Here is a 26,697-nt window from a genome sequence, read left to right as displayed (position 1 = left end):
ACACTTTCCTTCCCCGCGGTCCCCGGGCGCCCGTAGCTTTCCCGCCATGTCCGCCACGACCACGCTGCCCGAGCTCGAGCGCTCCGCCCCGGTGCGCCACCGCCCCGCGCTCAGCTACGAGCTGTTCCCGGCGCGCTCCGACGTCTCCTTCGAACGGCTGAGGGAGACCATCGGCCACCTCGAGGCCACCGCCCCCGACCACGTCTCGGTGACCAGCCGCGCCGGGCACGGCAACCTCGCCCGGGTCCTCGAGCTCACCGAGCACGTGCTCGCCGAGACCAGCCTGCGCCCCCTGGTGCACCTGACCTCGATCGGCTCCACCCGCGATCAGCTCACCACCATCGTCCACGCGCTGCTGGACCGCGGGGTGCGCGGGCTGCTGGCCCTGCGCGGGGACGTGCCCGAGGGGCACCGGCTCGAGGACGACGAGATCCCCTTCGCCCGCCCCCTGGTCGAGCTGATCCGCGAGATCGAGCGCGAGCGCACCGCCGGGCTCGCCGGCGGCCGCGTGAGCATCGGCGTGGCCGCCTACCCGCACCGGCACCCCGAGTCGCCCACCACCAGCCACGACACCGAGGTGCTGGTGGCCAAGGAGCGGGCCGGTGCGGACTTCGCCATCAGCCAGGTGTTCTTCGACCCCGAGGTGTACTGCGGTCTCCTCGAGCGCTCCCGTCGGGCCGGGATCCGGATGCCGATCGTGCCCGGGCTGGTCCCGGCCACGAACCCGCGCCGCCTCGAGCGGCTGGCCGCGATGAGCGGCGTGGAGCCGCCTCGCGAGCTCCTGCACCGCCTCGAGACCGCCGCGGACGACGCCGAGCGCCGACGCATCGGGGTGCGCTCCACCGTGGACCTGGCCCGACGCGTGCTCGACGCCGGCGCCCCCGGCCTCCACCTGTTCACCTTCAACTCGCACGCCGAGGCCCTCGACGTGCTCGACCATCTCGACCTGGACCGCTGGTCCGCCCCCTCGCAAGGAGAGCCCCGATGACCACCCAGCCCGCCCAGACCTCCCCGACCTCCCAGACCACCCAGACCACCCCGACCACCGCGACCGCTCCGACCTCCGCGTCCGTCCCCGTCGCGCCGCTGCCCGCCGCGACGCCCGTCGGCTACCCCCGCATCGGCCCCGACCGCGAGCTGAAGAAGGCCGAGGAGGCGTACTGGGCAGGCCGCATCGACCGCGCCGAGTTCGCCGCCCGCACCCGCGACCTGCGCCGCGCCACCCGTGAGCGGCTCGCCGCGCTGGGGCTGGACGCGGCGGCCGCCGCCCCGGAGTCCTTCTCCCTCTACGACCAGGTGCTCGACGCCGCGCTCGCCGTCGGCATCGTCCCGGACCGCTTCGCGTCCGTGGTGGGGGCCGACGGCACGGTGGACGACGACGGCCTGTTCGCCCTGGCCCGCGGCACCGCCGAGCAGCCCCCGCTCGAGATGACCAAGTGGTTCGACACGAACTACCACTACCTCGTCCCCGAGATCGGTCCCGACACCGACCTCCACCTCGCCTCCCATCGCGCGATCGACCTGTTCCGCGAGAGCCTCGAGGACGGCGCGGGCACCCGCCCCGTGCTCGTCGGCCCCCTCACCCTGCTGCTCCTCGCCAAGGCGCAGGACGGCGCCCCGGCCGGCTTCGACCCCCTGGACCGGTTGGATGACGTGGTCGGCGTCTATGCCGAGCTGCTCGCCCGCCTCGCCGAGGCGGGCGCCCCCTGGGTGCAGCTGGACGAGCCCGCCCTCGCGGCGGACCAGCGTCTGGCGCCGTCGGCCCTGGCCGATCTCCTGCAGCGCTCCGTGGGTCGCCTCGCCGCGGCCGCAGAGCGTCCGCGGCTGCTGGTCACCACCCCCTACGGCGGCATCGGCGACCTGCTGCCGGCGCTGCTGGCCACCGGCGCCGAGGCCGTCCACCTGGACCTCACCCGCGGCGAGCTGCCCACCACGGCGCAGCTGGCCGGGGTCGACACCGTGCAGCTGGTCGCCGGGCTGGTCGAGGGCCGCTCCGTGTGGCGCTCGGAGCTCCCCACCGCCGCCGCGCGCCTGGCCGAGCTGCGCCGCCGCGTCACCGAGGCCGGCGGTGAGGCGGGCGAGATCGTCGTCTCCACCTCCGTCTCCCTCCAGCACGTGCCCCACACCCTGGAGCGCGAGAGCTCCCTGCCCGCCGAGCTCACCGCGACCCTCGCCTTCGCCGACGAGAAGATCGCCGAGATCGTCACCCTCGCCGACGGCTCCGTCGAGCCCGGTGCGGCCGACGGCCCCCGGTCCGTGCCCCGCACCTTCGAGGGGGTGCGCGTGGACTCGGTGCGCGAGCGCGCGGCGGCCGTCACCGCTGCGGACGCCGAGCGCGAGGAGTACGCGGTGCGCGCCGAGGCCCAGCGCCGCGCCCTCGGCCTGCCGGACCTGCCCACCACCACGATCGGGTCGTTCCCGCAGGTGGGAGAGGTGCGAGCGGCCCGCGCCGCCCACCGCCGCGGCACCCTGGACGACACCGGCTACGTCCAGGCGATGAAGGACGAGATCGCCCGCGTGATCGCCCTCCAGGAGGATCTGGGCCTGGACGTCCTGGTGCACGGCGAGCCCGAGCGCAACGACATGGTCCAGTACTTCGCCGAGAACCTCGAGGGCTTCGCGACCACCGAGCACGGCTGGGTGCAGTCCTACGGCTCACGCTGCACCCGCCCCTCGATCCTGTTCGGCGATGTGCACCGCCCGGCGCCGATCACCGTGGACTGGGCGACCTACGCGCAGTCGCTCACCCCGCGGCCCGTCAAGGGCATGCTCACCGGGCCCGTGACGATCCTGGCCTGGTCCTTCGTGCGCGACGACCAGCCGCTCGGCGACACCGCCGCCCAGGTGGGCCTCGCCCTGCGCGACGAGGTGACGGACCTCGAGGCGGCCGGGATCCGCATCGTCCAGGTCGACGAGCCCGCCCTGCGCGAGCTGCTGCCGCTGCGCGAGAGCGACCACGCGGACTACCTCGACTGGTCCGTGCGCTCCTTCCGCCTGGCCACCTCCGGCGTGGAGGCGGCCACGCAGATCCACACCCACCTCTGCTACAGCGAGTTCAACGTGGTGGTCGGCGCGATCGACGCGCTCGACGCGGACGTCACCTCGATCGAGTCCGCCCGCTCCCGCGGTGAGATCCTCGAGGCCCTCGAGCCGGGCGCCTTCCCGCGCGGCATCGGCCCGGGCGTGTGGGACATCCACTCCCCGCGCGTCCCCGGGGCCGAGGAGATCGCCGAGCAGCTGCGCAGCGCCCGCGCCGTGGTGGACGCAGGCCGCCTGTGGGTCAACCCCGACTGCGGCCTGAAGACCCGCGGCTACGCCGAGACCGAGGCCAGCCTGCGCCACCTGGTCCAGGCCACCCGCGAGGTCCGCGCCGAGGCGGCAGCCCCCGTCGGCGCCTGACCGGGGGCTGGCCGGGGCGGGTCCACTAGTCTCCGCGCCGCCCGTCCCCGCCAGCCCCCTCGCGCAGTTCTGTCCAGTGGCGACCGATGCACGCCCTGTCATCGGTCGCCACTGGACATTTCGCGGTGGCCGCCCCGGCCCGGGTGCTGGCCGGGGCCCCGGCGGCAGGCCCCGGCCATCGGCCGCTGTGCCACCCTGGTCCCATGACCTCCCTCCCGGCCGACAGCCACGTGCACAGCGAGTTCTCCTGGGACACCGGCGGTCCCGGCAGCAGGGCGAGCGGCACGATGGAGGCCACCTGCGCCCGCGCCGTGCAGCTCGGCCTGCCGGGGCTGTTCTTCACCGAGCACCTCGACCTCGAGGACGCCTGGTTCAGCGATCCGGAGGACTTCGACGACCACGAGGCGCACCTGCTCGGGGCGGACGGCGTGGTCGCGGTACCGCGCTTCGACGTCGACGGCTACCTCGAGAGCATCGACCGCTGTCGGGCGCTGTTCCCGCAGCTGCGCATCGGCACCGGTCTCGAGTTCGGCCAGCCCCACCTGCGCACCGAGGCCGCCCGGCGCCAGCTGGACCTGACCAGGTTCGACCGCATCATCGGCTCCCTGCACACCCTCGAGTTCGAGGGCCGACGCGCGGAGCCGAACACCCTGTTCCGTCGGCTCCCGGCCGACGAGGTGCTGCGCCGCTACCTCGCGGAGGTGCCCGCGCTGGTCGCCGGCGACGAGCCCTTCGAGGTCGTCACCCACCTCGACTACGCCGCGAGGTACTGGCCCGAGGAGGCGGAGGGACCTTTCGATCCTCGACGCTTCGAGGACGAGTTCCGCGGGGCGATGCGCGCCATCGCGGCCAGCGGCCGGGCGCTCGAGATCAACACGCGCCGCCTGCGCCCCTGGATCCCGCAGTGGTGGGCGGAGGAGGGCGGCCGCGCCGTGAGCTTCGGCAGCGACTCCCATGTCCCGCTCACCCTCGCGGCGAACTTCCCCGAGGCGATCGCGATGGTGGAGGCATGGGGCTTCTGCCCGGGCACGGACCCCCGGGATCTCTGGCGTCGCTGAGCCGCGCCTTCTTGAGCAGCGCCGCGCCGGATGGCCCGCCGTCGCGCGGCACCGTATCCTCGACGGGGCGGTCACCACCCCTGACCGCAGCCCTGCCGCCGCGCGAAGCACACCCCCGCCTCGCCCGCCCGGCCACGGGCACACGACGCTCCCGCGCGGAGCAGGACGAGGAGGTCTGATGCGCGCATTGCGCAAGGTCGCGCCCGGTGCCGGGCTGGAGTGGGCCGAGGTCGAGGAGCCGGGCTGCGGTCCCTGGGACGTGAAGGTCCGCGTGCTGCGCGCAGGGATCTGCGGCACCGATCTGCACATCCTCGGCTGGGACGCCTCCGCCGAGGCCATGTGCGACACGGTCCCCTTCACCCCGGGCCACGAGTTCTACGGCGAGGTCGTGGAGGTGGGCGACGAGGTCACCGACGTGCGCACGGGCGACCGGATCTCCGGCGAGGGCCACGTGGTGTGCGGGACCTGCCGCAACTGCCGCGCCGGGCGTCGGCAGATGTGCATCCGCACCCGGTCCGTCGGCGTGCAGCGCGACGGCGCCTTCGCCGAGTACGTGACCCTCCCGCACCAGAACGTGTGGGTGCACGAGCACGACGGCGGCGAGGAGCTGATCAGCCCCGAGCTCGGCGCGGTCTTCGACCCGCTCGGCAACGCCGTCCACACCGCGCTGAAGTTCCCGGTGGTGGGGGAGGACGTGCTGGTCACCGGTGCCGGCCCGATCGGGCAGATGGCCGCCGCGGTGGCCCGCCATGCCGGCGCCCGCTACATCACCATCACCGACATCGCCCCGCAGCGTCTCGCCATGGCGGAGGGCTGCGGCGCCGACGTGGTCCTGGACGTCTCCGACTCCCGGGTGCGGGATGCCCAGCGCCGGCTCGGCATGCGCGAGGGCTTCGACGTGGGCCTGGAGATCTCCGGGCAGGCGCGGGCGCTGCAGGAGATGATCGAGAACATGAACCACGGCGGCAAGATCGCGATGCTGGGACTGCCCACCCGCCAGTTCGAGATCGACTGGACCATGGTCGTGACCCGCATGATCACGCTGCAGGGCATCTACGGCCGCGAGATGTTCGAGACCTGGAACGCGATGTCCGCGATGCTCAGCACGTCCGCGACCCTCCGCGCCGCGATCACCCGCACCATCACCGACGTGCTCCCCGCGAGCGACTGGGAGCGCGGCTTCGAGATCGCGAAGGCCGGCACCGCCGGGAAGGTGGTCCTGGACTGGAGCACCGTCGGCGGCTGACAGCGCCCGACACCGCCCGTCGGCCCCCGTCCCCACCCGCCGCGCCCCGCGGCACCTCCCCTCGGACCACCCCGGAAGGACCCCCATGTACACCGACCTCAAGGACCAGCTGACCGCCGAGCTCGCCGAGATCGAGCAGGCCGGCACCTTCAAGCACGAGCGCGTCATCTCGACCCCGCAGAGCAACCGGGTCACCGCCGGTCCCGTGGGCCGCGACGGCGCCGAGGTGCTGAACTTCTGCGCCAACAACTACCTGGGCCTGGCCGACGACCCCCGCCTGCTCGACGCGGCGAAGCGCGCCCTGGACGAGCGCGGCTTCGGGATGGCCTCGGTGCGCTTCATCTGCGGCACCCAGGACCTGCACCTCCAGCTCGAGAGCGCCGTCTCGGACTTCCTCGGCACCGAGGACACGATCCTGTTCTCCTCCTGCTTCGACGCCAACGGCGCCGTCTTCGAGCCCCTGTTCGGCAAGGACGACGCGATCATCTCCGACGCGCTGAACCACGCCTCCCTCATCGACGGCATCCGCCTGTCCAAGGCGAACCGCTTCCGCTACGCCAACGCCGACCTCGCGGACCTGCGCACCCAGCTCGAGGCCGCCGCCGCGCTGCGCGAGGGCCAGGGCGCCCGCCGCACCGTCATCGTCACCGACGGCGTCTTCTCCATGGACGGCTACCTCGCCCCGCTCGAGGGGATCTGCGACCTCGCCGAGGAGTTCGGCGCCCTGGTCATGGTCGACGACTCCCACGCGGTGGGCTTCATGGGCGCCACCGGCGCCGGAACCCCCGAGCACTTCGGGGTCTCCGACCGCGTCGACATCTACACCGGCACCTTCGGCAAGGCGCTCGGCGGGGCGAGCGGCGGGTACGTCTCCGGCCGACGGGAGATCGTGGGGATGCTCCGTCAGAAGGGCCGCCCCTACCTGTTCTCCAACTCGCTGGCCCCCTCGATCGTCGCCGCGACGCTGACGGCGCTCGAGCTGGTCGAGGGCAGCGCCGAGCTGCGCGGGACGCTGCTGCGCAACGCGGAGCTGTTCCGTCGGCGCATGAGCGAGGAGGGCTTCGAGCTGCTGCCCGGCGAGCACGCGATCGTCCCGGTGATGTTCGGGGACGCGGCGCTCGCGGCGAAGGTCGCCGACGCGATGCTCGAGCAGGGCGTGTACGTCACCGCCTTCTCCTACCCGGTGGTCCCGCAGGGCAGGGCCCGGATCCGGGTGCAGCTCTCCGCCGCCCACACCGAGCAGGACGTCGAGGCCGCGGTCCAGGCCTTCGTCGCCTCCCGCGCCGCGGTCGAGCAGGGCTGATCCGGCGGGGCGCCGACGGGACCGTCGGTCGGCGCCCCGCCGCCGCCTCAGCCCAGCCGCATCCACGCGTCGGTGCGCACCCGCAGCCCGAGGCTGATCGCCCGCAGCACCATGAACAGGACGTTGCAGGCCAGCCACAGCATCGCCAGGCCCAGCGGGCCCTGGGGCGCCCACCAGGCCACGAGCACGGCGCCCGGCATGATCGCGATCGCGATGAGGGTGCCGACCTTCGCGAGGTAGGGGGCGTCCCCGGCGCCCATCAGCACGCCGTCGAGCACGAACACGTACCCGGCCACGGGCTGGGCGAGCACCAGCATCCACAGCGCGGCGCGCAGGTTCTCCTGCACGGCGAGGTCGGGGGTGAACAGCCCGGGCACCACGTAGCTCGCCGCGAGCAGGACCACCGAGACCACCGCGCCGCCGCCCACGCCCCAGGTCATCAGCCGCCGCGTCACGGCGCGCACGGTCCGCGGGTCCGAGGCGCCCAGGTACCGACCGGTGAGGGCCTGGCCGGCGATCGCCAGGGAGTCCAGCGCGAGCGACAGCGCCACGAACACGGTGGTGGCGAGCTGATGGGCGGCGAGCTGCACGTCCCCGAGCCGGGTGGCGACCACCGTCGCCGCGATCACCACCACCCGAAGCCCGAGGGTGCGCACGAACATGGGCACCGCGTCCCGGCCCACCGCCACCAGGTTCCCCAGGTGGGGGCGCAGCGTGATCGACTCGCGTCGGGCGCGGGCGATGATCACGCCGAGCAGCACCGCCGCCATGCCCCACTGGGCCAGGACCGTGCCGATCGCGGAGCCGGCGATCCCGAGGTCGAGGCCGAAGATGAGTAGCGCGTTCAGTGGGATGTTCACGAGCGCCCCGCCCACCGCCACCACCAGCGGCAGCTTCGCGTCCTGCAGGCCCCGCACCAGTCCGGTCGCGGCCTGGACGGCGAGCATCGCGGGCAGCCCGAAGGCGCTGAGGTGCAGGTAGATCAGCGCCTGGTCGAGCACCTCCGGGGAGGGGCCGAAGGCGGCCAGCAGCGGCTTCCCGGCCACCAGCAGCAGCACCGTCGACGCCGCGCCCACCACCAGCGCGAGCCAGCAGGCGTCGATCCCGCGGGAGATCGCCTCGCGGGTGCGGCCGGCGCCGAAGGAGCGGGCCACCGCGGCGGTGGTGGAGTAGGCCAGGAAGATCGCGAGGCCCACGACGGTGGTGAGCACGGTCGAGGCGAGCCCCAGCCCGGCCAGCGAGGTGGTCGAGACCCGGGCGATGAAGGCCGAGTCAGTCAGCAGGAACAGCGGCTCGGCGATCAGCGCGCCGAGGCTCGGGATCGCCAGGCGCAGGATGTCGCGGTCGACGGTCCGCCGGGCGCTCTCCTCGCGCGGGGAGGGGTCAGGGGAGGGGGAGGCGGGCACCCCTCCATTGTGCGACCTGCTGACCGACGTTCGTCGGATCCGATCTCGCAGGAAGCCGTGAGACAGTTCCCGCGGAGCACTCGACGCCAGGACCCATCACCACGCACCCCGCGCCATCGGGCGGCTGGGAGAGGTCGGCAGCGGCGGGCAGCACCAGCCCCGCAGCACGCCTCCGCAGCACCCCACCGCAGCACCCCACCGCAGCACCCCACCGCACCACCCCATCACATCGCCCGACGCGCACGCCGCCCGTCGGGCACCACCCCTGAGGAGCAGGATGAACCGCCTGGCCACGCTGAGCCTGAACAACAGGTCATTCATCGCCCTGGTCTGCATCGCCGTCTCGATCATCGGCGTGTTCATCATGACCACGATGCGCCAGGAGCTCATCCCCTCGGTGTCGCTGCCGCAGATCCAGGTGATGACCACCGCGCCGGGCTCCTCCTCCGAGCAGGTGCGGGATCGGATCACCTCGCCGGTGGAGCAGTCCCTCAGCGGCCTCGAGAACGTCGAGAGCACCTCCTCCAGCTCGCAGGCCGGGCTGTCGATGGTCACGATCGAGCTGACCTACGGCACGGACGTGGCCCGCTCCTCCAACCAGGTCGACGCGGCCCTGACCCGCATCGAGGACCAGCTCCCGGAGGACGCGGACCCGCAGGTCGTCTCCGGCGGCACGAGCGATCTGCCGGCCGTGGTGCTGTCGGTCTCCTCGGACCTCGACCCCTCCGAGCTCGCGACGCGGCTCGATGCCTCCGTGACCCCCGAGCTCGAGCGCGTGGACGGCGTCTCGTCGGTCGCCGTGATCGGCGCCCCCGAGGAGATCGTGCGGATCACGCCCGATGCGGACGCGCTCGCCGAGAACGGCCTCACCGAGGACGACATCTCCACCGCCCTCGACGCCAGCGGGCTCTCCCTGCCGGGCGGCTCCGTGGTGGACGGCGACCGCACCCTGGACGTGGTGCTCGGGCAGAGCGTCGACAGCCTCGAGAGCCTCGAGCAGATCGTGCTCCTCCCCGCCGACGGCGGCGACCAGGCGCAGCAGGAGGGCCCCGACGGCCAGCCGCTGCCCGACGCCGAGCCGCAGCAGCCCGCTGCGCCCGTGACCCTCTCCGAGGTCGCGACGGTGGAGCGGACCACGCAGGACGCCACCTCCATCTCCCGCACCAACGGCCGCGAGTCGCTCGTGGTCATGGTGACGGCGACGGTCGACGGCAACGTCGTGGACATCTCCGACGGGGTCGAGTCGGTGCTCGCGGACGAGCTCCCCGGCGTCGGCGGCGGCGCGACCTCCGACGTGGTCTTCGACCAGGCCCCCTTCATCCAGGAGTCGATCCTGGCGCTCGCCGAGGAGGGCCTGCTGGGCCTGCTCTTCGCGGTCGGTGTGATCCTGCTGTTCCTGCGCCGCGTGCGCCCCACGATCGTCACCGCGATCTCGATCCCGACCTCGCTGCTCATCGCGTTCATCGGCATGTACGTCACCGGCTACACGCTGAACATGCTCACCCTCGCGGCGCTGACGATCTCGATCGGCCGCGTGGTCGACGACTCGATCGTGGTGATCGAGAACATCATGCGCCACCTCGCCTACGGCAAGAGCAAGCGCCGGGCGATCCTCGACGCGGTCGGGGAGGTCGCCGGCGCGATCACCGCCTCGACCCTCGCCACCGTCGTGGTGTTCCTGCCGATCGCGGTCGTCGCGGGCATGGCCGGGGAGCTGTTCCGGCCCTTCGCGCTCACCGTCGGCATCGCGATGCTGTCCTCCCTGCTGGTCGCGCTGACGATCGTGCCGGTGCTGGCGTACTGGTTCCTGCGCCCGCCCAAGGGGCATGAGGACGTCGACCCGGATGACGCCGCGCAGGTCGCCGCGATCCGCGAGGAGTCCGAGGGCAAGGAGGAGCGCACCTGGCTGCACCGGATGTACGCGCCGCTGCTGCACCTCGTGCTGGACACCCTGCCGCGACGCCTGGCGACCATCGGCGTCGCCGTCGTGATCCTGGTGGGCACCCTGTTCCTGTTCCCGCTGGTGAACATCAGCTTCCTGGGCGACACCGGGCAGAACATCGCCTCCCTCTCCCAGACCCTCCCGGCAGGCACCAGCCTCGAGCAGTCCTCGAGGAAGGCCTCCGAGAGCGAGAAGGCGCTGCTGGATCTCGACGGCGTCCAGACCGTGCAGACCACCATCGGCGGCAGCCAGTTCGGGGTCGGCGGCAGCAGCGAGAACGAGGTCAGCTTCTCGATCACCACCGATCCCGACGCGGACCAGGAGGCCCTGCTCGACACGATGGTCTCCACCCTCGAGGACCTCCCGGAGCCCGGCACCGTCGAGGCGGCCGACGTCGCCTCGCCCACCGGCTCCAGCTCGGTGGACATCCTGATCACGGGTCCCACCGCGAAGGACCGCCAGGCCGCGAACGACGCGATCCTCGCCGAGCTCGACCCCCTGCCCGGGGGCGTCTCCGAGGTGAGCAGCGACCTCCAGGCCGATCAGCCCACCGCTGTCGTCACCGTGGACCGCGAGGCCGCGGCCGCGCGCGGGCTCACCGAGGAGGCCGTGATCGGCATGGTCGCCCAGCAGATGTACCCCGGTGCGATCGGCTCGGTCACCCTGGACGACGACGAGCTGGACATCTACGTCTCCGGCGGCGAGAGCATCGACACCGTCGACCAGCTGCGCGACATCACCCTCATGGGGTCCGTCCCGCTGCAGGACGTGGCGAGCATCGACGAGGAGCTCTCCCGCCCCTCGATCTCCACGCAGGACAGCCTCGAGACGGTCACCGTCTCCCTCACCCCCGCGGGGGAGGACGTCTCCGTCGCCACCCAGGCGGCGAACGACGCGATCGACGCGGCGAACCTCTCCGAGGGCGTGGACGCGACCATCGGCGGCACCGCCGCGGACATCGACGAGACCTTCGGTCAGCTCGGCATCGCCATGCTCGCCGCGATCCTGCTGGTGTACGTGCTGCTGGTGTGGATCTTCAAGTCCCTGATCCAGCCGCTGATCCTGCTGGTGTCGATCCCCTTCGCGGCGATCGGCTCCTTGGGCCTGCTGGTGATCACCGGGGTGCCGCTGGGTCTGCCCTCGATGATCGGCCTGCTGATGCTGGTGGGCATCGTGGTCACCAACGCGATCGTGCTGATCGACCTGGTCAACCAGTACCGACGCGCGGGGATGACCCTGGACGACGCCCTCCATCAGGGCTCCGCCAAGCGTCTGCGCCCGATCCTCATGACCGCGGCGGCGACGATCTTCGCGCTCATCCCCATGGCGCTGGGCATCACCGGCAACGGCGGCTTCATCGCCCAGCCCCTCGCCGTCGTCGTGATCGGCGGCCTGGTCTCCTCGACCCTGCTGACCCTGGTCATCGTGCCGGTGCTCTACCGCATCGCCGAGGGCCCGGGCGAGCGCCGGCGCGTGCGCGAGGAGGAGCGTCTGGCGGCGCTGCGCGGTCGGCGCGAGCAGGCCGTGGCGGCCGAGCGGGAGGAGACCGCCCGACGCGAGCGGGAGGCCCGGCGCGAGCAGGAGATGCAGCGCAAGCAGCAGGATCCCGACGCGCCGCGGGCGGACGCCCCGTCGCCCCGCGGCCCTCGACGCTCCCTCAAGGAGCGCGGCGGCCTGGTGGGCATCCTGCGGGGCCGGAGGCGACGCCCCTGAGGTGAGCTGAAGGTTCGCCCGCCCCTCGTCGCCTACCATGCCCACCATGGCCTCCTCCAGACCTCGCGCCCGTCGCACGGCGGCGACGGCGCGCGGCGGGACCGTGCGCCAGCGGGTGCTGTCCACGATGGTGGCCTTCATGATCGCGGGGCTGGCCGTCACCGGCGTGCTCACCTACGCCGCCCAGTTCCGGGCGCTGGACCAGCGGGTCACCGCGGAGCTGTGGCAGGAGTACGACGAGCTGGCGCTGATCGCCGCGAGCCAGGGCGAGGACGGTGAGCCGTCGCACTCCACCGTGGACAGCGTGCTGATCACCGCCACCGACTCCGCGGCCCCGTCGGACCACGAGTCCGTCCTCACCCTCCTGGACGGCGAGCCGCTCTACGAGCCGCGCACGCAGGACTTCGCGCTCCTGCAGCCGGGCTCCGAGGACCACGACGAGGTGCTGCGCACCCTCCGGGAGTCCCATCAGCCGGGCGGCACCGTGGTGATCACGATGGATGCGTACGGGAGGGACCTGCGGGTCCTCATCGCCTCGGTGACCGTGGCGGGGGACGACGCCGAGGGCATCTTCGTGGTCGCGAGCGACATCGGCGCCCAGCGCCGCGACCTCTGGCAGAGCGTCCTGACGTTCTCGGGGCTCTCGGTGATGACGCTCCTGCTGGCCGGCGGGGTGGGCTACGCGATCACCGGCCGGCTGCTGAGGCCGCTGGAGGACCTCCGCGCGGCGACCGAGCAGATCACCGTGGACGATCTCGAGTACCGGGTGCCGGTGCCGGCGCAGCGGGACGACATCGGTGCGCTCGCGCAGAACTTCAACCGCATGCTGGGCCGCATCCAGGCGGGCTTCGCGGAGCAGCGGCGCTTCATGAGCGACGTCGGGCACGAGCTGCGCACCCCGCTGACCATCGTGCGCGGCACCCTGGAGACGACCGACGTCGAGGACGTCGAGGACGTCCGCGAGTCCCGGGACATCGCCCTGGAGGAGCTGGACCGCATGGGCCGGGTCGTCGGCGACCTCTCCGAGCTGGCGGCGTCCAAGCGCCCCGACTACGTGCGCCCCCGCCCGCTGGACATGGATGCCTTCGCCCGGTCCGCCTTCGCCCGGATCGAGCACATCGCCGAGCGCGAGTGGGTGCTCGAGCGCAGGGTCGACGTGGTGGCCGACGCGGACGAGCAGCGGCTCGCCCAGGCCGTCGTGCAGCTGGCCGCGAACGCCGTGCGCTACAGCGACGAGGGCAGCCGGATCCGGTTCGGCGTGGACCGGGTGCTGGGGGAGCGGGGACCCGAGATCCACGTGACCGTGCAGGACGAGGGCATCGGCATCGACCGCGAGGACCAGCGGCGCATCTTCGAGCGCTTCACCCGGGTGGACGGCAGCCGGGGCGGCGGCTCCGGGCTGGGGCTGCCGATCGTGCTGGCCATCGCCGAGGGGCACGGCGGCGTGGTGCGCCTGCTGTCCTCCCCGGGCCGCGGCTCGACCTTCACGATCGTGTTCCCGCAGTTCACGAACTCCACCGCCCCGGCCGACGGCGTGCTCGCGCGGACCGACGACCGCCCGGACGGCCCGGCACGCGATACTGACACCCGCGGGACCGCCCCCGCCGAGGACCGCCCCACCGCCACCAGGAGGAACGACGGATGAGGATCCTGATCGCCGAGGACGAAGCCCGGATCGCGAGATTCATGGAACGGGGGCTGAAGGCCAACGGCTTCGCCTCGACCGTGGTGGAGGACGGCATCGCCGCGCTCGACCTCGCCTCGGGCGGCGACTTCGATCTCCTGATCCTCGACGTGGGCCTGCCGCGCATGGACGGCTTCCAGGTGCTGGGCGCGCTGCGGGCGATGGACGTGCAGATCCCGATCCTCATGGTCACCGCGCGCACCGGCGTGGACGACACCGTGCAGGGCCTCGAGGGCGGTGCCAACGACTACATCGCCAAGCCCTTCCGCTTCGAGGAGCTGCTGGCACGGGTGAAGCTCCGGGCCCGTGAGGCCACCGCCGGGGCGGGCAGCGTCAGCGCGGACGTGCTGACCCTGGGGGACCTCTCGCTGGACCTGCGCACTCGCATCGCGACCTGCACCGGCGAGGATCCCCGCAGCGTGGAGCTGTCCTCCCGCGAGTTCACGATGGCGCGCGTGTTCCTGGAGAACCCGAACCAGGTGCTCACCCGCGACCTGCTGCTGTCCAAGGTGTGGGGCTACGACTACGACGGCGCCTCGAACGTGGTCGACGTGTACGTGGGGTACCTGCGCTCCAAGCTCGGGGCGCCCCGACTGGTCACGGTGCGGGGTGCGGGCTACAAGATCGTCGACCCCGCCGCCTGAGCAGTCGCCGCTCCTGAGCGGTTCCTCTGCAGGTCAGCGGCTTGATGAGAGTCCTCTCATGTCGCCTTCACCGCGATCTCATCCGCCGCGGGGAGGATGCCGGGCATGAAGACCCTGCGCACCCTCGGGATCATCGTGGCCGTCGCCCTGTCAGCCGTCGGGCTCGCCGTGCTGCCCTCGGTGGACGAGACCACCGAGGCCCGGCCCGGCATCTCCGTCGGCCAGGCGGGCACAGGCGGCGGGCCCGGGGCCGAGGGGCAGGATGCCGCGCGGGAGAGCGCGGCCGATCAGGGGCCCGTCGCGCTGCCCACCACGACCACTCAGCCGGGGCGCGCCCTCCACACGGACACCGGGATCGGCTCGATGCAGTCGAAGCCCTCGCCGTCGCCCGAGCCCGCACCGGCCCCCGCACCCGCCCAGCAGCCGCGCTCCTCGAGCGGTTCCGGCTCGAGCGGTTCCGGTTCGAGCGGTTCCGGTTCGAGCGGCTCCTCCTCGGGAAGCTCCAGCGGCTCGTCAGGCTCTTCCTCGTCCGGCTCGTCGTCATCCGGATCCTCCTCCGGCGGCGGCGCGAAGCCCGCTCCCCGGCCTTCCGGCGTCTGCGAGTGGGACGACGGTGAACGCGAGTGCGACGGCGATGACGACGACGGTGCCGATGATGACGATGACGACGAGGCCGAGGACGACTGACCCCGGCAGGTCAGGCGCCTGACCCTCGTACGGAGTGCCGCGAGAGCCGCGTGCCCGGCAGCCTCCACCCGAGGATGGTGTCCCGCACGCTCCACACCAGGCGCGGGCTCGACCAGGACTGCGAGGGCTTGCTCAGCGCCCAGCCGTCCCCGAGGGTGATCGCGGCATGCGCGACGGCGCCGTGCGGCGGGGCGTCGAACTCCAGCCCGTCGATCGGGAAGGGCTGCACCGACGGGCAGAACCATTCCTCCCAGGCAGACACCAGGGAGTCGGGGACGTCGATCCCGAGGACTCGCTGCGGGGAGGTGCCGGCGCTCATGCAACGGAACGTAGCAGCGGGGGACGAGCGCCGCAGCGGGTTCCCCGTGCCGCCCCGTCAGTCGTCCTCGTCGGCGTCCTCGTCGCGCCGGGACCGGCCATGGGCGCCGATGGTCACCGGATCCTGCCCGTCGGCCGCATCATGCCCGTGGGCCGCTTCCAGGACGTGCTCCTGCGCGCCGAGGCGCTCGGCGAGCTGGTCCGAGCAGACCATCACCACCAGCCCGTCGTAGGTGTCCAGCACGTGCTCGAGCATCCGCCTGCCGGAGTCGTCGAGGTCGCCCTCGAGGCCGTCGACGAACAGCACCGGAGGGTTCCCGTACAGCGCCCGGGCGAGGGTCAGACGCGCACGGTCCGAGCGGCTGAGCGGATCGCCGCCGCGGCGCAGCTTCGTGCGGGCGCCGCGCGGCATGGCGGCGATGTCCAGTCCCACCAGGTCCAGCATCTCCTGGTCATGGGCGGCGTCGAGGTCGGGGCGGCGGTAGTGCAGGGCGCGCGCGACCGTGCCCTGCTCGAAGACGGTCCCGGCCGCGGCGAGACCCACCAGGGTGCGGGCCCGCTTCGAGGGGACCGCGCGCAGGTTCTCGCCGTCGACCCACAGCGCGTCGGGGCGCCCGTCCTCCGGGCCGGGAGCGAGCTCGAAGACCCGTCGGATGAACTCGCGCGGAGCACGCGGATCCTCGGAGACCAGCCGCACCCGGCTCCGGCGGCCGCCGCGCACCGGAGCCGCCTCCCCGGTGAGGCCGGGAAGGGCCAGGTGCGCGACCACGGTCCCGGCGGCGACGGCCTCCGGGGCGTCGACGCGGGCGGAGATCCGGCGACGCTCCCGGGCCCGGGAGCGGCGCTGCTCGGCGCCGGCCAGCGCCGGTCCCAGCACCATGCGGGCCGAGCGGTAGGTCTGGCGGTACTCGACGATCCGACCGATCCCGAGCACCGGGGTCGATGCGATCCCCGCCACCGCCATCGCCGCCATCGTGATCCCGGAGGGCAGGCCCAGATAGGTGCCGGTGGCCGCGACCATCAGGGTGGTCAGCGTGGAGGCGACGATGCCGCCGGCACGGATGGTGCCGACGGTCTCGGCCCGGTCCACGGCGATCTCGACCAGCGACCCGGAGGCGTCGCGGATCCCGCGCAGCTCCCGCTTGATGCCCCCCGAGGCGAGGATGCCGTCGGAGGCGGTGACGGTGTCGGCGATGCGGGAGGCGAGACGGCCCCGCGTGCGCCGCATCTGCCGGGTCTTGATCAGCGCGGTGCGCGCCCACACCAGCAGGCACCCGCCCAGCACCACCAGCGGCGTCGCCATCGCGACGGCCAGGTAGGGGTGGAGCACCGCGAGAGTGATCAGGCTGCCGCCGATGAGCGGGACCGCCACGGTGAGCGGGGCGATGCCCTGGGAGATCCAGTTGCGCACCCCGGAGAGGTCGTTGGTGGTGCGGGCGACGGTCACACCCAGCGACGTGGTGTGCCCGGGCGTGAGCGCGTCGCCCAGCAGGGTGAGTCGCAGCTGATGGACGTAGTCCTGGCCGAGCTTCTCCGACACCACCCGCTCGTGCACCGCGAGGGCGCCGATCGCCAGCGCCGCCAGGATCAGCAGCGCCAGCGCCCGCAGCAGCAGCTCGGAGGTTCCTGTCGGCGCGTCCTGGAGCTTGACCAGGGCCCACGCCGAGAGCGCGCCGAGCGCGGCCTGCCCCAGCCCCAGCAGCACCAGGGTCACGAGCCAGCCCCGCCGCCGGCCCCGCAGAAGCGGGGGCAGGGGCGGGGCGTGCTTCAGCAGCCCGTTGGCGAGCTCGACCGGTTCGCGGTCACGCCGCATCGGCGCTCGTCCCCTCGACCAGATCGGCGACCAGGCCCCGGGCGACCTCGGCGGTCCCCAGATCGAAGGTGGGGATGACCGGCACGTCCAGGGCGTGACGGGCCTCCGCGGTGGCCAGCGGCGAGCTGGTGACCACGCCGGAGACCGCCCAGGGGCGACGGCCCAGGTCGCCGAGGGCCCCGACCCCTCCGACGGCGCCGAGCGCGTCGCCGGCGGCGAAGAGGACGCGGTCCACCACACGGCCGAACTCCTCATCGGCGAGCAGGCGGGTGGTCTCGCCCTGGTAGACGCCGTCGGCGATCTCGATCAGCACCACGTCGGGACGGGTGGCGCCGCCGCCGGCGAGCTCGTCGGCCATCGAGAGGAACAGGTCGCGCACCTCGTCGAACTCCACCTGGAAGGTGGAGGAGTAGCCGAAGTCGGTGAAGTCCAGGACCCGGTGGGCGCCCGCGTCGAGGAAGAGGTTGTAGTCGTTGCCCGCGCCGGTGCCGGTCGCCTTGCCGGCGGCGACCTGCAGCCCGGCGGCGGCGAGGCCGTGGGCCAGCTCGGCGAGCACGGTGGACTTGCCGGAGTTCATCGAGGTCCCCAGCACCGCGATCACCGGCACCTGATGGGCGGGTCGCTCCGTGCGTCGGGCGATGCCGCGGACCACCGGGTGGGCGGCGGCCCGGGCCAGGGTGATCGGCCCGTGCTCATCGCGGAGCACGCCGACGGGCTCGATCCGCGTCGCGTCGGAGACCTTGTCGTGACGCTCGAGGACCCGCGAGGCGAGGCCGCCGGCGGCCGCGAGGTGCGCGGGGCCCAGATCCTCGGGGACGGTGGCCAGGAACTGGTCCGCGGCGTAGCGGCTGCCGTAGGCGACCACGATCTCGTCGCCCACGAACAGGGCCTGGCGCCGGGAGACGGGGCTCTCGAGCCGCCTGTGGTGGCCGAGCGAGGTCACCCGGGCCAGCACCACCTCACCCGCCTGGGGTGCGTGGTCGCCGGTGATGAGCTCGACGCTGCCGGCGCGGCGCAGGAAGGCTCCGACGTTCCGGGTGGAGAAGGCGTGCTTGGCGCGCTCGACGCGGCTGCGCACGCTCTCGGGAGCCGGTTCGATCCCGGACGAGGGCTGCGCAGCGGGGGCCGAAGCGGTGCGGGGGGAGGTCTTGTGGTTCAGGATCGTCATCGGGGGCTCCTCGTGAGCGTCGTTCCGTGGCGAGGACGGGGTGTCCGTGCCGTACGAGGAGCAGTGAACCGGCGGCTCATGAAGTCGTCATGAGCCGATGATGAGAGGAGTCTCAGGCGGGGATCCCGAGGCGGGCGAAGGCGTTGCGGAAGATGGTCAGGCCGTCCAGCCCGGGGAGCTTCTGGATCCGCGAGTCGAGCTTGTCCAGCTCATCGGACCGACCGCCGAAGAGGTGGTTCATGACGTGCACGACCTCGGAGTCGTCCATCATCCCGCTGCCCACGGGCTTCCAGACCCGGGACATCACCAGGCGCACCACCTTCTGCGCGGCCTCGGAGGCCGCCAGCCGCTCGCGCCCCTGGGTGGTGTAGAAGGCGACGTGACGGGTCTCCTGCTGGGCGATGCGCTGCAGCAGCGGGGACAGGACCGGGTGGTCGGTCAGCGCCGACAGCCGACGGTACGCGGCCACCGCTGAGAGCTCGTTGGCCGCGCCCCACACCATGTGCACGGCGACGAAGTCGGTGCCGGCGAGGTTCGAGAGCACGGACTGCTTGAGCGGGCCGAGCGCCCCGGTCCAGCCGAGCTTGACGCGCTTGGCCTTGATCTCGTCGTAGTCCACGACGATCCCGTGGCGAGCGAGCACCATCGACAGCGCCTCGCCGTGCCAGAACTCCTCGCGGTTCCACATGGTCATGAAGCCGCCCGCCTCCTCCTCCCGGTGCGAGGGTGTGACCAGCAGGTCGCGCAGGAAGCAGGAGGTGTGGAACTCGACGTCGCACATGTAGCGCAGCGAGCGCAGGGTCTGGGCGTCCAGCGGCTGGGTCTCGAAGACGGAGAAGTCGAGGTCCTCGTACTTGACGGGGACCGAGCTCTCCGCGAAGCGGTCGAGGTCGAAGGCCATGTCACACACCGTTCCGGGGCAGCGAGAGGAGGTGGGCGTCCGGGAGATCAGGGCCGGGCAGCAGCCGCGTGATCTCGTACCGGGCGCGACGAAGGGCAGCGCGATCCGTCGCGGTGGCGCCGAGTGTCGCCAGCGCCTCCCGCAGGTCGGGGTCGGGCACCCCGCCGCCGTCGAGCGGGGAGGACAGCGAGAGCATCACCCGCGCCGTGACCGCTTCGCGGGGGGAGCGGGTCAGGCGCGCGATCGCCTCGGCGGTGAAGAAGTCCACCGCCGCCTGGTGACGGTGGGCGACCACCTCGGTGACGCGACGGGCCTCTCCGCCCAGCCGCCGCGTGGCGGCGCGGAGGGAGGCCTGCAGCGAGGTCTCCTGGATCGCGAGGCGGGCCATATGACCGGCCGCCGTCGCCTCCCCGGCCAGGCCCGTCCACAGCGGGCTGAGCAGCGGCTGGAGCCGGTCGACGTGCAGGCGGCGCAGGATGTGCGCGGTGCCGGGGCGACGCTGGGGGAGCGGTCGGTCGGTGGCGTGGTCGCCGGTGAGCAGATCGCGCAGGGCGCGGGACTGCCAGTGGCGATCCACCATCCAGGTCGCCAGGAACGCGGTGATCCGGGCTTCGTTCCCGGTCGCGGTGGCGAGCATCGCCCGGGACTCCGCGAGAGCGGAGGCCTCGAGCCGCTGCAGCACGCCGAGCGCCCGGCGGAGCTCCGCCCCCAGCGGCTCCTCGGCCTCGAGCAGCGCGAGCTCGACCGGCAGGCGGCCCGTTCCACGGCGCACATAGGCGTCGACGTCGACCTCGGTGCGGAGCGTCGGGGTGACGCTCGCGTCGAAGTGGAGATGGCCGGCGAAGGGGCCGTCGACGGGGATCGTGGCATGGGGATCAGGCGTGCTCGTCGCCGTTCCGGTCGTCTCGGCGTCCGCGGTCAGGTCGACCGACACCATCCACCTCATCTTCTGCGCATTCTCCGGCGCGTGTGCTTCCTGCGTGCTGTGGCCATTGTATGGAAGCGGAGCTGTCAGCTCGCCGGGAGTCGCCGCTTGGTAGGTTCGGATCGTGATGACCTTCGGCACCACCTCGCTCCCGGTCCCCGCCGGTGTGCCGGAGGGGGACGAGCTGCCGAGCCTCGATCGACTCCGGGCGGCGCTGCGACCGGCGGAGCTCCCGCTGCCGAGCCCGCGGAGCACACGCGAGGCCGCCGGGCGGGTCAACGATCTCCTCCATGCCGAACGCCCGCGGGAGGCACGGGCGCTCGCCGAGGAGTTCCGCGACCGCCCCGCCCCGCCCGAGGACCGGTTCGCCCTGCTGCGCGCCGCCCTGCACGGGGCGACCATCGCCGGGACCGACGACGACATGGCACGGGACGCGGTGGACCTGACCACCCTGCTCCGGCGCAGCGGATCCGGGGAGCAGGCGACGGCGGTCCTCGCCGTCCTGCTCGAGCAGGGGCCCTTCGAGCGCCTGGCCACGGCTCGGGCCCGCACCGCTGCCGAGGAGACGCCGGTCGCGCACGGCCGCCGACGGGGCGAGGCCCTCCCCGCCTCGACGGAGATGCTCCTGGTGGTCCGCGCCCTCGAGCGATCGGCCGCCGCAGGTCTGCGAGGGGTCCCGCCCGATCCGCGCGGGGACGCCGCCCGGCTGCGCGCCGCGCTCGCCGCGCTGCCGGTCGTCCGCGATCGTCTGCTGGTCGACCCGGAGCCGGAGCTGCGACTGCGTCTCGCCCAGGCCCTCGAGGGGGCGGGACAGTTCTCCGCGGCGACCACGGCGGCGCTCGACACCCTCGATCTGCTCTCCGAGCGGGACGCCGCCGTCCCGGAGTCGGACCCCTCCCGGCTCGGCACGTCCGCGCATGCGCTGCTGGCCCGCACGCTCGGTCCGGAGCGCCCCCTCCACGCCGTGCACCACGCCCTCGAAGCCCTCGAGCTGATGCCCGGCGTCGAGGACCCGCCGCTGCGGATCGGGCTGATCACCTCGCTGCTGCAGGCGCTGATGGCCGTGGGGGCCGTGCCTGAATCCACCTTCACCGCGGGCCGTCTGGCCTCGCTGCAGCGCACGCTCGGCCGGGACGCGCTGCGCACCGCCCCGTTGACGGCCGTGGCGGCGCAGCGGGTCCAGGCCGAGCGGTACGACGCCGCCTGGGTGCCGCTCGAGCAGGCCCGACGCATCGCCCGGGAGGGCCGTGATCACCCCGCGCTGCTGGAGATCGCCCGGCTCGCCGCGAGCCTCCACGAGCGCACCGGTGATCACGCCGCGTCCCTGCGCGAGCTGCGGGCGATGGCCGAGCAGGCCCGCTGGCTCGCCGACGACCTCGCGACTCCGGTCTCCGCGCAGGGCGGCCTGATCCGCACGGAGCTGCAGGCCAACGCGCTCGCGATGCGCCGGGCACTGGACCTCGGCCGGACCGACGCCGTGGAGGTCGCGGTGCGGGCCATCCAGCGCCGCACCCGGCCCGGCTGGGGGCGGTCGGTGCTGCCGGCGGAGCTGCTCTGGGATCACCGGGTCGACGCCCTCGTCGGCCGGTTCCTCGCCGTCGGCGCGGCGATCTCCCGGGGCGAGCCGGGGGCCGAGGACGTCTTCGAGCCCCGGCACCGCGAGGCGCTGGAGGCGGTCGACGAGCACCCACCCGGCCACGAGGATCGCGCCCGGTACTGGAGGGTCTACCTCGAGGATCGCCGGGCCCATCTCCTGGCCGAGCGCGGGATGACCGAGCCTGCGCTCGCCGCGGCACGGGCCGCGCGCGAGGGGTGGGTCGACCTCGGCCGCGAGGAGGACGTGGACCGCATGGACGAGCTGCTGGGAGCGCTCGGTCAGGGCGCCTGACCGGCGCGGCTCTCAGGCCCCGTCGGCCTCGAGCATCGTGGAGCGCAGCACCTCGATCACGGCCTGCGGATCCGTGGAGGGGTTCACGAAGGCGAGACGCAGCGCGACCTCGCCCTGGAAGGCCGTGGGCACGCAGAGGATCGTCCCCTCCGCGGCGAGGCGCTGCGACCAGCGGCGATAGGCGGCGGGGGTCCAGCCCGGACGGCGGAACACCACCACGGACAGCTCGGGCTCGAGCAGCAGCTCGAGGTGCTCCGACTCCTGGATCGCGCGGGCGACGGTGCGGGCCGAGTCCAGGCAGCGCTCCACGGCCTGCGCATAGGCGTCGGTCCCGTGGGTGGCCAGCGAGTACCACAGGGGCAGGCCCCGGGTGCGGCGCGAGAGATGCGCGGCGAGGTCGGCCGGGTTGGACTCCCCGCGGTCGATCGAGTCGAGGTAGGCGGCGTGCTGGGAGTGCGCGGCAGCGGCCGGGCGCGCGTCCCGGTAGATCAGGGCGCAGCAGTCGTACGGGGCGAACAGCCACTTGTGCGGATCGACGATGAACGAGTCCGCCTGCTCGATGCCGTCGAAGCGGCCGCGGGCGCTCGGGGCGGCGAGGGCCGCACCGCCATAGGCGCCGTCGACGTGGACCCAGGCGCCGTGCCGGTGCGCCGCCTCGACGACGGGCCCGAGGTCGTCGACGATCCCGGCGTTGGTGGTGCCTCCCGAGGCGACGACCGCGCAGATCCGGGGGTCGGCCTCGAGGGCCTGCTCGAGGGCAGGGCCGGTGAGATGGCCGCGGTCGTCCACCGCGACGGTGACGACGTCCATGTCCAGCAGGCGCGCGGCCGAGGAGATCGAGGAGTGCGCGGTCGACGCGCAGGCCAGGGCCCAGCCGCCCTCGGGGCGTCGGCCGCGGGTGCGCAGGGCGTGGTCGCGGGCGGTGGCGAGCGCCGAGAGGTTGCCGGTGGTGCCGCCGGAGACGAACACCCCGGCGGAGTCCTCGGGCCAGCCCAGCAGATCGCTCAGCCAGCGCAGCACCTGGTTCTCGGCGAAGATCGCCCCCGCGCCGTTCTCCCAGATCCCGCCGAACACGTTCGCCGCGGAGACGACGGTGTCGAAGGCGACCGCGGCCCGGGTGGGCGCGGCGGGGATGTAGGCGAGGTTCATCGGGTCCTCGGAGGAGCGCGTCGCCGGCAGCAGCACCTCGTCGAACAGCTCCATCGCCCGGGCGGCGCCGATGCCGTCGCCGGTGATGGTCGCGCCCACGGCCTCGTGCAGGGCGGAGGCGCTGCGGGCGGTGGTCTTCGGGTCGGTGGCGACGGTGGCATGCGCCGCCGCCCACTCCAGGGCGAGGCTCACCGCCTCGCGCTCGTCGCCCCACACGGGGGAGGGGTCGCGGTGGCGCTGCAGCGCATCGGACGCCTCGGAGAAGGCGGTGCGCTCGGCGTCTCCTGCGTTCCCGGCGTCTCGGGCGGGGTCGACGGAATGAGGGTCACGGGGCGCGGGCGTCTGCATCACGGAGAGCATGGTGCCACGCGCCGGGACGGCGGGGGAGCGGAACGCCTCCGACGCCACGGAACCACTCTGACGCCAGCCAGGCCTTGACGTGACGTCACTATGGCGTCACCATGGAGCCATGGATCTGAGAACCCTCACCCGCTCCGTCCAGGAGCAGCTCGCCGCGAGCGCGGCCGTCGGCGACGACTCCACCCAGCGGGCCGCCCAGCTGCTCTCGATCTCGCTCGAGCCCGCCCTGCGCCTCGCCCTGCAGGACGCGATCACCCAGGTCGCGGCCGAGGTCTCCGCCGATCTCGCCCCGGGACGGGTCGATCTGGCGCTCCTCGGCGGCGAGCTCGAGGTGCGTGTGGTCCCGCCGGCCCCCGCCTCCGCCCAGGTTCCGCCGCCGGCACCCGAGGCGCCGCCGGTCCCGCCCGCACCCGCGGCGGAGGGCGACCCGGACTCCCCGGCCTCGCGCGTCACCTTCCGGCCCCCGCAGCAGCTCAAGTCCCGCCTCGAGCGTGCCGCTGCCGACGAGGCGCTGAGCCTGAACACCTACCTCGTCCGCGCCCTCACCGCCCACCTCGATCGCCCTGCACCCACCGCGTCCGTCCATGGAGCCGGCCGCACCAGCGGCTGGTACCTCTGAGAAACCAGGAGAACGTCATGACCGATCACGCCCCGCAGTCCGAGCCGCACCCCGAGCCGCACCCCGAGCCCTCCCTCCATCCTCAGCCGTCACCCCATTCCGAGCGCGAGGACGGGTCCGTCGTCCACGAGTTCTCCGCGACCGGCCCGATCGACGCCGCGATCCAGGGACTGCGCGGCGACATCGTCGTGCGCGCGGAGCATGGCACCGCGGTGAGGGTCGAGCTGACTCCCCATGGTCAGGACGGTCGGGAGCTGGTGCGGGAGATGCGTGTCCGCTTCGAGTCCGGCCGGCTGTCCATCGACACCGCCTCCGATGCGGCGCACGCGATCGGCGACTCCGTCAGCAGCATGCTGCGAGGTCTCGGTCGCGACGACGACGGCACCTCGTGGGCCGACAGGCTGGCGACCGGACTGCGGTCCGCGACCCGCGGGGTCCGAGGCCTCGCCGGCTCGCTGGACATCACGGTCCTGGTCCCGCACGGCTCCGGGGTGATGGTCCATGGCGGTGCGGGCGACGTCCGCGTGCACGGCGTGCTCGACCGGGTGGAGGTGCGCGCCGGAGCCGGCGACATCACCCTGCATCGCGGGGCTGAGCAGGAGACCCGGCTGACCACCGGTGCCGGCGACATCGCCGTCGGTCCGACGACGGGACTGCTCTCGGTCACGACGGGGCCGGGTGATGTGGTGCTCGAGGAGATCTCCGGCCGAACGTCGGTCACCACCGGTGTCGGCGACGTCGAGGTGCGCCGGGCGGTCAGCGGTCACCTCGCGGTCCGTACGGGTCTGGGTGACGTCACGATCCGCGTGGCTCCCGGCACCGCCGCGCGGGTGGATCTCGCGACCGGGCTCGGCGACCGGGACGTGCAGCTGACCCCGACCGACGGAGCGGGCGACGCCGAGCGCACCCTCGAGATCGAGGCGCGCTCCGGCAAGGGCGACCTCCGGGTGATGCGCGCAGACCCCGTGCCCCAGGGCTCCTGACAGGCCTCCTCCCCCTGCCGTACCGTGGAGTCAGCGAGCGGGAGGGAGCGGGAGGATGTCCATCGACGTCGACGAACACACCCATGGGCCCGACGAGGAGATCGCCGTGCGCGACAACGCGCGCGCCGAGCGGTACGAGGCGGTGCGCGGCGGCGAGGTCGTCGGCATCCTGATCTACCAGCGCACCCGTCGGAGGTTCGAGCTGGTCCACACCGTCACCGATCCTGCGCACCGCGGCGAGGGAGTGGCCTCCGTCCTGGTCCGCACCGTGCTCGCCGAGGCGCGGGCCGCGTCCCTTCCCGTGCTGGTCATCTGCCCGTTCGTGGAGAGCTGGCTGCTGCGCCATCCCGAGCAGGCGGGCGGCGTGATCGTCGACGACTGAGCCACGGGGGTCGGCGCATCCGTGGCGCACCGAGTAGCGTCGTGCCCATGGACGCCCTCGACATCCTCCGTGACCTCGTCTCCCGCCCCCGCGACGCCGCCGAGCGGCTGCGCCCGGACCTCAACTCCGTGACGCTGAACGCCCGCCCCGGCGGTCATGACAACTCGGTGGCCTGGCTGCTCTGGCACACCGGCCGCGAGATCGACGTGCAGCTCTCCGCGCTCTCCGGGGACGAGGAGGTGTGGACGACGCGCGGCTTCGCCGACCGCTTCGACCTCGGCGAGATCGGGGACTCCGTGGGCTACGGCCATTCCTCGGCCGAGGCGCGCCGGATCCTCGTCGAGGACGCCGAGGGCCTGCTCGAGTACGTCGACGCCGCGCTCGCCGCGATCGACAGCTACCTCGAGATGGTCACGACCCCTGACCTCGAGGACGTGATCGACGAGCAATGGGATCCGCCGGTCACCCGCGGCGCCCGCCTGGTGAGCATCGTGGACGACGCCATCCAGCACATCGCCCAGGCCGCCTACGCGCTGGGCATGCCGGAGCGCGGCTGACAGCGATCAGCGCGGGGGAGGGGCCCCGACCTGCCTCAGTCGGTGACGCCGGCGGCGTGCGTCGAGGTGGAGCCTGAGCGGCCGCGGCGCTTCCCGCCGCGCAGCAGGCGGTCCACCGAGTAGCGCCCGGCGCCCATGGCGGCGAGGGCGAGGGCGCCCGCCCCCAGGGCGCCGACGAGCTCCCAGCCGCCGTTGTCGATGAAGATCCCGGCCGGCAGGTGCACGAGCACTGCGGCCACGGCCATGTCGATCGCGAGGACCAGGCCGACGATCGTGGTGAGAGCGCCCAGGACCAGCAGGGCTCCGCCGACCAGCTCGGCGTAGGCCACGATCGGTCCGGCGATCTCCGCGGCGGGCACGCCCATTCCGCGGAAGCTCTCGGTCACGCCGGGCAGGCCGAACTGCACGACCTTCTGATAGCCGTGGGCGAGGAAGATCGCGCCGAGGACGACGCGGGCGATGAGCAGGCCGATGTCGCGGACGGGTCCGGCGGTGCGGTGGAGGGCCATGGGAGGTCCTTTCGTCGGGGTGCAGTCCGCACAAGGTAAGTGA

General features: G+C 73.3%; 22 protein-coding genes. 14 read left to right on the top strand and 8 right to left on the bottom strand.

Features of this window, described 5'->3' with window-relative positions:
* Window positions 1-46: 46 nt before the first annotated feature.
* The 5 genes from CFK41_RS15800 (at window position 47) to CFK41_RS15780 (ending at window position 7,006) form a co-directional block, all read left to right on the top strand.
* Window positions 47-988 carry a methylenetetrahydrofolate reductase gene (locus CFK41_RS15800; RefSeq protein ID WP_096800539.1) on the top strand — a complete coding sequence of 314 codons (942 nt, stop codon included), beginning with the start codon at window positions 47-49 and terminating at the stop codon, window positions 986-988.
* The gene (metE, locus tag CFK41_RS15795) at window positions 985-3,399 is read left to right on the top strand and encodes a 5-methyltetrahydropteroyltriglutamate--homocysteine S-methyltransferase (protein ID WP_096800538.1); all 2,415 of its coding nucleotides are present in this window, start codon (window positions 985-987) and stop codon (window positions 3,397-3,399) included. The genes CFK41_RS15800 and metE overlap by 4 nt, the downstream gene beginning before the upstream one ends.
* 203 nt (window positions 3,400-3,602) lie before the next feature.
* Window positions 3,603-4,457, top strand: a complete 855-nt coding sequence (locus CFK41_RS15790; protein WP_096800537.1) for a PHP domain-containing protein — start codon at window positions 3,603-3,605, stop codon at window positions 4,455-4,457.
* 178 nt (window positions 4,458-4,635) lie between these two features.
* Window positions 4,636-5,703 (top strand): L-threonine 3-dehydrogenase, encoded by a 1,068-nt coding sequence (tdh, locus tag CFK41_RS15785; protein ID WP_096800536.1) that lies wholly within the window; start codon window positions 4,636-4,638, stop codon window positions 5,701-5,703.
* 85 nt (window positions 5,704-5,788) lie between these two features.
* Window positions 5,789-7,006: a glycine C-acetyltransferase gene (locus CFK41_RS15780; protein ID WP_096800535.1), complete on the top strand. Its 1,218-nt coding sequence runs from the start codon at window positions 5,789-5,791 to the stop codon at window positions 7,004-7,006.
* Window positions 7,007-7,053: 47 nt separating this feature from the next.
* Here the strand turns inward: CFK41_RS15780 and CFK41_RS15775 are convergent, their stop codons facing one another.
* Window positions 7,054-8,412: an MATE family efflux transporter gene (locus CFK41_RS15775; RefSeq protein ID WP_096800534.1), complete on the bottom strand. Its 1,359-nt coding sequence runs from the start codon at window positions 8,410-8,412 to the stop codon at window positions 7,054-7,056.
* 277 nt (window positions 8,413-8,689) lie between these two features.
* Between CFK41_RS15775 and CFK41_RS15770 the strand changes: the two genes are divergently transcribed.
* The 4 genes from CFK41_RS15770 (at window position 8,690) to CFK41_RS15755 (ending at window position 15,082) form a co-directional block, all read left to right on the top strand.
* The gene (locus tag CFK41_RS15770; RefSeq protein ID WP_096800533.1) at window positions 8,690-12,067 is read left to right on the top strand and encodes an efflux RND transporter permease subunit; all 3,378 of its coding nucleotides are present in this window, start codon (window positions 8,690-8,692) and stop codon (window positions 12,065-12,067) included.
* Between the two features lie 46 nt (window positions 12,068-12,113).
* Window positions 12,114-13,712 (top strand): sensor histidine kinase, encoded by a 1,599-nt coding sequence (locus tag CFK41_RS15765; RefSeq protein WP_096801132.1) that lies wholly within the window; start codon window positions 12,114-12,116, stop codon window positions 13,710-13,712.
* Window positions 13,709-14,395 (top strand): response regulator transcription factor, encoded by a 687-nt coding sequence (locus tag CFK41_RS15760; protein WP_096800532.1) that lies wholly within the window; start codon window positions 13,709-13,711, stop codon window positions 14,393-14,395. Before CFK41_RS15765 ends, CFK41_RS15760 begins: the two co-directional genes overlap by 4 nt.
* Before the next feature lie 105 nt (window positions 14,396-14,500).
* Window positions 14,501-15,082, top strand: coding sequence for a hypothetical protein (locus tag CFK41_RS15755; RefSeq protein WP_096800531.1), 582 nt, complete (start codon window positions 14,501-14,503; stop codon window positions 15,080-15,082).
* A 10-nt stretch (window positions 15,083-15,092) separates the two neighbouring features.
* On the opposite strand, the gene CFK41_RS15750 is transcribed toward CFK41_RS15755, so the two are convergent.
* From CFK41_RS15750 to CFK41_RS15730, 5 genes are all read right to left on the bottom strand, one after another.
* A complete protein-coding gene (locus CFK41_RS15750; protein WP_096800530.1) occupies window positions 15,093-15,401 on the bottom strand; it encodes a hypothetical protein in 309 nt (102 codons plus the stop codon).
* Window positions 15,402-15,458: 57 nt separating this feature from the next.
* The gene (locus tag CFK41_RS15745; RefSeq protein ID WP_096800529.1) at window positions 15,459-17,213 is read right to left on the bottom strand and encodes an ABC transporter transmembrane domain-containing protein; all 1,755 of its coding nucleotides are present in this window, start codon (window positions 17,211-17,213) and stop codon (window positions 15,459-15,461) included.
* Window positions 17,203-18,381 (bottom strand): DUF1611 domain-containing protein, encoded by a 1,179-nt coding sequence (locus tag CFK41_RS17810; RefSeq protein ID WP_151904785.1) that lies wholly within the window; start codon window positions 18,379-18,381, stop codon window positions 17,203-17,205. The genes CFK41_RS15745 and CFK41_RS17810 overlap by 11 nt, the downstream gene beginning before the upstream one ends.
* A 112-nt stretch (window positions 18,382-18,493) precedes the next feature.
* The gene (locus tag CFK41_RS15735; protein WP_096800528.1) at window positions 18,494-19,282 is read right to left on the bottom strand and encodes a ferritin-like domain-containing protein; all 789 of its coding nucleotides are present in this window, start codon (window positions 19,280-19,282) and stop codon (window positions 18,494-18,496) included.
* Window position 19,283: 1 nt separating this feature from the next.
* On the bottom strand, window positions 19,284-20,219 hold the full coding sequence (locus CFK41_RS15730; protein ID WP_227873115.1) for a hypothetical protein: 936 nt from the start codon (window positions 20,217-20,219) through the stop codon (window positions 19,284-19,286).
* 115 nt (window positions 20,220-20,334) lie between these two features.
* Between CFK41_RS15730 and CFK41_RS15725 the strand changes: the two genes are divergently transcribed.
* Window positions 20,335-22,095 (top strand): hypothetical protein, encoded by a 1,761-nt coding sequence (locus CFK41_RS15725; RefSeq protein ID WP_096800527.1) that lies wholly within the window; start codon window positions 20,335-20,337, stop codon window positions 22,093-22,095.
* A 12-nt stretch (window positions 22,096-22,107) separates the two neighbouring features.
* Here the strand turns inward: CFK41_RS15725 and CFK41_RS15720 are convergent, their stop codons facing one another.
* Window positions 22,108-23,592, bottom strand: coding sequence for a pyridoxal phosphate-dependent decarboxylase family protein (locus CFK41_RS15720; protein WP_151904865.1), 1,485 nt, complete (start codon window positions 23,590-23,592; stop codon window positions 22,108-22,110).
* 121 nt (window positions 23,593-23,713) lie between these two features.
* Here CFK41_RS15720 and CFK41_RS17805 point away from each other — a divergent pair, with 121 nt between their 5' ends.
* From CFK41_RS17805 to CFK41_RS15705, 4 genes are read left to right on the top strand one after another with little or no spacing between them, the layout of a single operon-like run.
* Window positions 23,714-24,223 carry a hypothetical protein gene (locus tag CFK41_RS17805; protein WP_151904784.1) on the top strand — a complete coding sequence of 170 codons (510 nt, stop codon included), beginning with the start codon at window positions 23,714-23,716 and terminating at the stop codon, window positions 24,221-24,223.
* Between the two features lie 17 nt (window positions 24,224-24,240).
* Window positions 24,241-25,206, top strand: a complete 966-nt coding sequence (locus tag CFK41_RS17800; RefSeq protein ID WP_151904783.1) for a DUF4097 family beta strand repeat-containing protein — start codon at window positions 24,241-24,243, stop codon at window positions 25,204-25,206.
* A 55-nt stretch (window positions 25,207-25,261) separates the two neighbouring features.
* Window positions 25,262-25,588: a GNAT family N-acetyltransferase gene (locus CFK41_RS15710; RefSeq protein ID WP_096800525.1), complete on the top strand. Its 327-nt coding sequence runs from the start codon at window positions 25,262-25,264 to the stop codon at window positions 25,586-25,588.
* A gap of 47 nt (window positions 25,589-25,635) precedes the next feature.
* Window positions 25,636-26,145: a mycothiol transferase gene (locus tag CFK41_RS15705; protein WP_096800524.1), complete on the top strand. Its 510-nt coding sequence runs from the start codon at window positions 25,636-25,638 to the stop codon at window positions 26,143-26,145.
* Between the two features lie 35 nt (window positions 26,146-26,180).
* Here the strand turns inward: CFK41_RS15705 and CFK41_RS15700 are convergent, their stop codons facing one another.
* Complete coding sequence (locus CFK41_RS15700; protein ID WP_096800523.1) at window positions 26,181-26,654, bottom strand: DoxX family protein; 474 nt, start codon at window positions 26,652-26,654, stop codon at window positions 26,181-26,183.
* Window positions 26,655-26,697: the final 43 nt, after the last annotated feature.

This window comes from Brachybacterium ginsengisoli (genome assembly GCF_002407065.1).
Taxonomy (GTDB): Bacteria; Actinomycetota; Actinomycetes; order Actinomycetales; family Dermabacteraceae; genus Brachybacterium; species Brachybacterium ginsengisoli.
Note: the sequence above shows the minus strand (reverse complement) of the source record. Positions and strands in the feature narration are given on the sequence as shown.

What these genes read in the sequence shown, in the direction of transcription:
- CFK41_RS15800 (WP_096800539.1), top strand. Translation starts at nt 47, where the DNA reads ATGTCCGCCACGACCACGCTGCCCGAGCTCGAGCGCTCCGCCCCGGTG.
- metE (WP_096800538.1), top strand. Translation starts at nt 985, where the DNA reads ATGACCACCCAGCCCGCCCAGACCTCCCCGACCTCCCAGACCACCCAG.
- CFK41_RS15790 (WP_096800537.1), top strand. Translation starts at nt 3,603, where the DNA reads ATGACCTCCCTCCCGGCCGACAGCCACGTGCACAGCGAGTTCTCCTGG.
- tdh (WP_096800536.1), top strand. Translation starts at nt 4,636, where the DNA reads ATGCGCGCATTGCGCAAGGTCGCGCCCGGTGCCGGGCTGGAGTGGGCC.
- CFK41_RS15780 (WP_096800535.1), top strand. Translation starts at nt 5,789, where the DNA reads ATGTACACCGACCTCAAGGACCAGCTGACCGCCGAGCTCGCCGAGATC.
- CFK41_RS15770 (WP_096800533.1), top strand. Translation starts at nt 8,690, where the DNA reads ATGAACCGCCTGGCCACGCTGAGCCTGAACAACAGGTCATTCATCGCC.
- CFK41_RS15765 (WP_096801132.1), top strand. Translation starts at nt 12,114, where the DNA reads ATGGCCTCCTCCAGACCTCGCGCCCGTCGCACGGCGGCGACGGCGCGC.
- CFK41_RS15760 (WP_096800532.1), top strand. Translation starts at nt 13,709, where the DNA reads ATGAGGATCCTGATCGCCGAGGACGAAGCCCGGATCGCGAGATTCATG.
- CFK41_RS15755 (WP_096800531.1), top strand. Translation starts at nt 14,501, where the DNA reads ATGAAGACCCTGCGCACCCTCGGGATCATCGTGGCCGTCGCCCTGTCA.
- CFK41_RS15750 (WP_096800530.1), bottom strand. Translation starts at nt 15,401, where the DNA reads ATGAGCGCCGGCACCTCCCCGCAGCGAGTCCTCGGGATCGACGTCCCC.
- CFK41_RS15745 (WP_096800529.1), bottom strand. Translation starts at nt 17,213, where the DNA reads ATGCGGCGTGACCGCGAACCGGTCGAGCTCGCCAACGGGCTGCTGAAG.
- CFK41_RS17810 (WP_151904785.1), bottom strand. Translation starts at nt 18,381, where the DNA reads ATGACGATCCTGAACCACAAGACCTCCCCCCGCACCGCTTCGGCCCCC.
- CFK41_RS15735 (WP_096800528.1), bottom strand. Translation starts at nt 19,282, where the DNA reads ATGGCCTTCGACCTCGACCGCTTCGCGGAGAGCTCGGTCCCCGTCAAG.
- CFK41_RS15730 (WP_227873115.1), bottom strand. Translation starts at nt 20,219, where the DNA reads ATGGTGTCGGTCGACCTGACCGCGGACGCCGAGACGACCGGAACGGCG.
- CFK41_RS15725 (WP_096800527.1), top strand. Translation starts at nt 20,335, where the DNA reads ATGACCTTCGGCACCACCTCGCTCCCGGTCCCCGCCGGTGTGCCGGAG.
- CFK41_RS15720 (WP_151904865.1), bottom strand. Translation starts at nt 23,592, where the DNA reads ATGCAGACGCCCGCGCCCCGTGACCCTCATTCCGTCGACCCCGCCCGA.
- CFK41_RS17805 (WP_151904784.1), top strand. Translation starts at nt 23,714, where the DNA reads ATGGATCTGAGAACCCTCACCCGCTCCGTCCAGGAGCAGCTCGCCGCG.
- CFK41_RS17800 (WP_151904783.1), top strand. Translation starts at nt 24,241, where the DNA reads ATGACCGATCACGCCCCGCAGTCCGAGCCGCACCCCGAGCCGCACCCC.
- CFK41_RS15710 (WP_096800525.1), top strand. Translation starts at nt 25,262, where the DNA reads ATGTCCATCGACGTCGACGAACACACCCATGGGCCCGACGAGGAGATC.
- CFK41_RS15705 (WP_096800524.1), top strand. Translation starts at nt 25,636, where the DNA reads ATGGACGCCCTCGACATCCTCCGTGACCTCGTCTCCCGCCCCCGCGAC.
- CFK41_RS15700 (WP_096800523.1), bottom strand. Translation starts at nt 26,654, where the DNA reads ATGGCCCTCCACCGCACCGCCGGACCCGTCCGCGACATCGGCCTGCTC.